We start from the raw sequence: 6,712 nt of genomic DNA on the forward strand, positions 1-6,712 counted from the left end.
AAAAAATATAGGGTATTTCTTAAATACTTTTGACAGTCTCAAAAAAATAAACAATGCATTCATTGCTCATTTTTCTTTGCATAAAAAAACAGAAAAAGCTATTATCAAAGTTGCTTCAGATGCGGTGCTTCTTTTTAATACTATCGAATTTAAAAATAACTCTTTTTCTCTATCAGTACATGAGCTCCAAGCCACACTTACCAGCATTTCAAAAAAACTAGACACTCAAGGCAAGTCTTTTTCTAAAGTTCAATTAAAAAACATTAAAATTAATAATGATTCTTTGTTTGCCGATCTAGAAATCAATCCATCTAAAAAAAGAATTATAAATAGGATTACTGTCAAAGGCTATGACTACTTCCCTAAATCCTATCTAAAAAATTATTTTGATATAAAATCTAATACTGTTTTTAATCAGCAGAAAATTACAAAAATATCAGATCTATCTAAAAACTTACCCTTCATCAAAGAGATAAAACCTCCTGAAGTTTTATTCACCAGAGACTCAACTCAAGTATTTCTATATTTTAAAAAACGAACTAATAATAGCATCGACGGTATTATCAGTTTCGCAACCAAGGAAAATGGGGATCTATTATTTAATGGAAACATTGATTTAAAATTAAATAACATTTTAAACACTGGAGAGAAGTTTGATTTGTTCTGGAACAGTATTGGTGACGAAAGACAAGAATTTAAATTAGCAACTGAAATACCTTATTTATTTAATTCAAAAATCAGCCCTGAACTCTCCTTTTCTTTATACAAACAAGACTCTACTTTTTTAAACACAAAATTTGATTCGAGACTGTTTTACAGCATAAACTCAAAGATTAAACTCGCTTTGACTTATAATTCGGAATCATCTGAAAACCTCGAAGAAATTTTAAGTGATAACCTCGAAACATTTAACAATTACTTTTTAGGATTTCAATTTAAATACAGTGTCCCTAAAAATGATTTCTTTTTTAATGATACCTTTAATTTTGAAATCAACCCTACTTTTGGAGAAAGAAAAACAAATACAAACTCGTCTAATCAGTTCAAAATTGAAACAACAATTTCTTATTTATGGGATTTGAATTTCAGAAATAGTATTTACATAAAAAACAAAACAGGATATTTAAATTCAGATTCTTTTCTTGATAACGAACTCTTCAGAATTGGAGGAGCAAACTCAATTAGAGGTTTTGATGAGCAGAGTATTTTTACAAATAATTACACCTTTTTTAATATTGAATATCGATTTTTAACTTCTCAAAAATCCTATCTATATTCAATAACTGACTTTGGATTCCTAGAATCTAGATCAAAAAAGGAAAATATTCTTGGACTAGGAATAGGCTATCTTTTTACAACTAATAGTTCTCAAATAAAATTAAGCACTGTTGTTGGCAAAAATTCCTCGCAAAGTTTCAACCTAAATAACAGTAAACTTATAATCAGCTGGGTAAGTTTTTTTTAACCAAAAGAGCTCATAAAATGTGCTTATTGGTTGCGAAACACTATGAGACAACTCTAGTTTTACGATTCTCTAAAGAAAGAACTTTTTGAAATTAGAGAAAAACACCCTTTCTAAATATTTTTTGACTGGAGCCATGGCTACTTATTACAACTCAAAAATTAATATCAATATTACTTTAGAAAGAAAAATAATAACTCAGTTTTTTCAAAAAGCAAAGAGCGCGAAATAAACGAACAAAATTGTTTGTGAAAAAATTAATACACCACCACAACGCAGCGCATCGGAGAATCCTACTGATTTAATAATTTATAATAAATTGGGTATTTTTAATTATTTTATATAATAAATTGGGTATATTTAACTTATTGTTTAAAAATATTAACAATTAGTTAACACATTTTAACAGATTTAATTGTGTGTTCAAAATTATTTTATAACCTTTGGCATAATTAATTCAAAACTAATAAACAATGAAAACAAAGTTTAAGGGGGTTTTAACGCTACTATTAGCGTTTGCTGTGCAAATTACCTTTGCACAAGAGAAAACAGTTTCTGGTACTGTATCAGAATCATCTGGAGTATTACCAGGTGTTAGTGTATCTATAAAAGGTACAGCTAAAGGAACAGAAACTGATTTCGATGGTAAATATTCTATAAAAGCCAAGTCAGGAGATGTTCTGCGTTTCAGCTATTTAGGATACAAAACTATTGAAAAAACAGTTGGCAGTTCAAATACTATCGACGCAACAATGGCAGAAGATGCTAATGTATTAGATGAAATTATTATAACTGGTTTAGGTATTTCTAAAAAGGAGAAAGCAATTGGTTATGCAGTCCAGAAAGTATCAGGAGAAAGCATTGAACAAGCAAAAGAACCAAACATTGTAAACTCTTTACAGGGTAGAATTGCAGGTGTACAAATTCAGGGAAGTCCTTCTACTTTAGGTGGATCTTCTAGAATTACCATTCGTGGTTCAAACTCTTTTCTGGGAAACAACCAACCTTTATTTGTGGTTGATGGTGTTCCAATTAACAACTCAAGCTATTCAGGATCTAGCCAACAATCTGGTTTTGGTGGTGGATCTTATGATTATGGTAATTCTGCTTCAGAAATTGATCCGTCAAGTGTTGCATCTATGTCTGTTCTTAAAGGAGCTGCAGCAACAGCTATATATGGTTCTAGAGGTGCAAATGGTGTAATTCTTATTACGACCAAAAAAGGAAAAAGTGCTAAAGGAGTTGGAGTAAGCTTTGATACAAGTGTTACTTTTGATGAGGTAAGAAATTTGATACCAATACAATCAATGTATGGTGGAGGTTCTACATATCCAACTGCCAGTGGCTTTAATGAATTTACACAGGATGGAACAAGTTATTTAGCTCCAAACTACGCGAAGGATGGTTCTTGGGGACCTAAATTTAATTCAAGCACAATGGTTAGGCATTGGGATTCTTGGGATCCTGGAGCTGCTAATTATAAAGAAACTAGACCTTGGGTTGCACCTGAAAACTCTTATGAGTCTTTCTTTGACACAGGAGTAACACTGATGAATACAATAGCTTTCACAGGAAATAATGAAAAGGGTGGATTTAGAGTTTCCTACAGCAATTTAGATCAAAAAGGTGTAATGCCAGAAGGTCAATTAGTGAGAAATACTATAACTGTAAATAGCAATTACAACTTAAGCGATAAACTTAAGTCTAATGTTTCTTTTTCTTACATCAACACAGAAGCAAAAAACAGAAACGTTACTGGTTATGCAAATGCTAATCCACTTCAAGGATTTACACAATGGTGGCAATCACAGTTGGATGTAGATAGATTAAAAAATCAACAAACAACTACGGAAGGAAATCAGTATACTTGGAATACAAAAGGAATAAGTACCGATGCTAATGGAGTGTTACAATCTTACAATCCTACTATTAATTACTTTGACAATCCTTCTTGGGTTCGAAATAACCATTTACAAAATGATGTAAAAAATAGACTTTTTGGAAATGCAAATCTTTCTTACGAGTTAAATGAAAATTTTACTATTGCAACGCAATTTGGTACTGACTTATTTCAGTTTAGTATTGTAGAGGGTATTCCTTTAGGTTCTGTTGATGGTTCTAGATACGAAGAGACGGAAAGAAGATTCCAAGAAACTAATATGGAAGCTCGCTTACAGTACAACAAAGAAATTAATGAAGATTTCGCTGTAAATGGTTTTATTGGTATAAACAGAATGAGACAGAGTTCTAAAAGACTGACTGCTCAAACAATAGGTGGATTAGTTAGTGATGGATTTTTTAACATTAGCAACTCTGCAGATTCTCCACTTGTCGATACATATGAATCACAAAGAGGAATTAACAGTTTATTTGGATCTGCTTCTGTTGCATGGAAAGACATGTTATTTTTAGATATGTCTGCAAGAAATGACGTTTCTTCTACACTTCCAGAAGACAATAATAGCTACTTCTATCCAGCGGCATCTTTAAGTTTTGCAATTTCAGAACTAGAATCTGTGAAAGAAAGTGGTGTTATTAATTTCGCAAAAGTAAGAGCAAGTATTGCTCAAGCTGGAAACGACTCTGCACCATATAGACTTTCAGACGTATACAACCCAAGTACACCAAACTTTGGAAATAATCCAATGTATTCTGTACCAAACTCTCAACAAAATCCAAACTTAGTAAACGAATTAACAACTGAAGTTGAATTCGGATTTTTAGTGAAGTTATTTGGCAATAGGTTAAGTATTGATGCTGCATATTATGATAGGAGCACAAAAGATCAAATCTTTAACGTACCTGTTTCTTCAACTACAGGATATACTAGTAGATTGTTGAATGCAGGAGAAATGAGAAATTACGGTTTTGAATTTGAAATAAATGCAACGCCTATAGAAACAGAAGATTTCAGATGGGACATTGGACTAAACCTAACGAGAATAAATAATGAAGTGGTTGAACTTCTAAAAGATGAAAATGGTGAAAGTATCGTAAACAGTATTGCTCAAGGTAGTACTTGGGCTGCAGATGTTAGAATTGAAGAAGGATTGCCATATATGGCTTTATTCGGACAAGATCACATCTATGATGACAGCGGTAATAAAGTTGTGGGTGCTGATGGAATCTATGAGTTTACCGACGAAAGAGTTTATCTAGGATCAGCAATCGCAGATTGGACTGGTGGATTTAACACTAGTTTCAAATACAAGAACTTTACATTATCCGCATTATTTGATTTTCAAGTTGGTGGAATACTGCATTCAACTTCATTACAGTGGTCTAAATACTCTGGAATGCATCCTGAAACTGTTGCATTTAATGGAGAAAGTGATACAAGAGCAAACGGTATGATTTTACCTGGTGTAACTGCAAGCGGAGCACCGAATACAGTAAGAGTTGATCCTCAAACATATTTTCAAACTAAATGGAGAGTTGCAGCACCAAATACGTATGATGCTGGCTACCTAAAGTTTAGAGATGTTAGGTTAAGCTATGCTGTAAGCCAAAACACTTTGGAAAAAACTCCTTTCACCAGTCTTAACTTAAGTCTTTTCGGTAGAAACTTAGCTATTCTTAGCTCTGACGTTCCTTACATAGATCCTCAAGTAATTACTGGATCTGGAAATATTCAAGGATTAGAGAATGCTCAAGTACCTCCAACTAGATCATTTGGTATTAACTTATCTGCTAAATTTTAAACATGAAAAAAATGAAAAAATTAAAAATATTTACGCTCATAACATTATCAGTAATGTTATTTGCGCAGTGTAATGACAATTTTGACGAATTGAACATAGATCCAAATGCTGCAGTCAGTGTAGATCCTTCTACACTTCTTACTAATGCACAATATAATTTTTATAATACGCTACAAGGTGCTGGTATAAATGCAGGTTGGGGTTTATTAATGGTTCAACAGTGGTCTGAAACTGAATATACTGAAGACAGCAGATACAACCAGGATATCACTTCTTTTAACGGAACGTGGTCTGCAATGTATGCTAGTGTATTGAAAGAATTAGATGCTGCTAAAGGCTTAGTTGCAAACCAAGAGGTTTCTGCTGGTATTAAAGCAAACAGGACTGCAATTTTAGATGTAATGTCTACGCAAGCATACTGTTTTTTAACAGATGCTTTTGGTGCAGTACCATATACTGAAGCAGTAGATGGCGTAACTAATTTACCCAAATATGATGACCAAGAGGTAATTTATAAAGGAATTTTAGAAACTTTAAAGAATGCTTCTGCTTCATTTAACACGGCAGCGCCTTCATTTGCTTCAGGAGAAATAATTTATGGAGGTGATATAGCGCACTGGATTAAATTTACAAATTCATTAATGTTGCGTTATGCTATGCGTATTGCTGATGCCGATGCTTCAACTGCACAGCAATATATCAATTTAGCTGCTACCAATTTAATTTCAAGTAATGGTGAAAATGCATTATTTAATTTTCCTGAAAGCTTGGCAAGAGCAAATCCTTTATTCCGAAACGTTTCTCCATTAAGTGGAAATAGAGATGATTATGCCGTTTCTGAATATTTAGTAACGACATTAACAGATCTAGGAGACCCAAGGTTAGATGCTTTTGCAAAGAAGTACAATGGAGAATATGTTGGAATGCCTTACGGAATCTCTGATAACGATGCAACCGTTTTAAAACCTACTACCTCAAGACCAAATGATAATGTAAGATCAGCTACAACTCCTCACGTAATTATTTCTTTTGCGGAAGTTCAATTTCTTTTAGCTGAAGCATACCAGCGTGGTATGTTAAGTGGAGACGCTGCTGCTGCATATGGAGTAGCTGTAAAAGCTTCTATGAATTACTGGGGAATATCAGATGATACTGCAATTGATTCTTATGTGGCATCTAATGCATATAATTCTGCAAATTGGAAAATGTCAATAGGTAATCAGAAATGGATTGCACTTTACATGAATGGTTTTGAAGGATGGAATGAGTGGAGAAGATTAGATTATCCTATATTGGCAGTGCCAGCGGCAGCTCAATTGAGCTCTATTCCAGTGCGCATGCCTTATGTTTTATCTGAAACACAATCAAATTCAGATCAACTAGAGTTGATAACTTCATCACCCGCAGATATGACTACTAAAGTATGGTGGGATAAGAATTAATTTTTACAACCAATAACTACTTTAAAAGACTGCCTGTTAGGCAGTCTTTTTTTGTTTATGTATTAAAACCTTTTAGAATTTAAAGTTATTTTCAATATTTATCTACC

At 33.0% G+C, this 6,712-nt stretch carries 3 protein-coding genes; all 3 read left to right on the forward strand.

Going from position 1 to position 6,712, the window contains the following annotated elements:
• Window positions 1-1,465, forward strand: a 1,465-nt coding sequence (locus tag ACJAZK_RS14520; protein WP_415224659.1) for a ShlB/FhaC/HecB family hemolysin secretion/activation protein, incomplete at its 5' end; no start/stop codon positions are given.
• A gap of 470 nt (window positions 1,466-1,935) precedes the next feature.
• Entirely contained in the window at window positions 1,936-5,163 is a 3,228-nt protein-coding gene (locus tag ACJAZK_RS14525; protein WP_415224660.1) for a SusC/RagA family TonB-linked outer membrane protein, read from the forward strand.
• A gap of 11 nt (window positions 5,164-5,174) precedes the next feature.
• Window positions 5,175-6,605 carry a SusD/RagB family nutrient-binding outer membrane lipoprotein gene (locus ACJAZK_RS14530; RefSeq protein WP_415224661.1) on the forward strand — a complete coding sequence of 477 codons (1,431 nt, stop codon included), beginning with the start codon at window positions 5,175-5,177 and terminating at the stop codon, window positions 6,603-6,605.
• The last annotated feature ends 107 nt before the right edge of the window (window positions 6,606-6,712 follow it).

Origin of the sequence: Psychroserpens sp., assembly GCF_047633235.1 — a bacterium.
Classification (GTDB): Bacteria; Bacteroidota; Bacteroidia; order Flavobacteriales; family Flavobacteriaceae; genus Psychroserpens.

What these genes read in the sequence shown, in the direction of transcription:
- ACJAZK_RS14530 (WP_415224661.1), top strand. Translation starts at nt 5,175, where the DNA reads ATGAAAAAATTAAAAATATTTACGCTCATAACATTATCAGTAATGTTA.
- ACJAZK_RS14525 (WP_415224660.1), top strand. Translation starts at nt 1,936, where the DNA reads ATGAAAACAAAGTTTAAGGGGGTTTTAACGCTACTATTAGCGTTTGCT.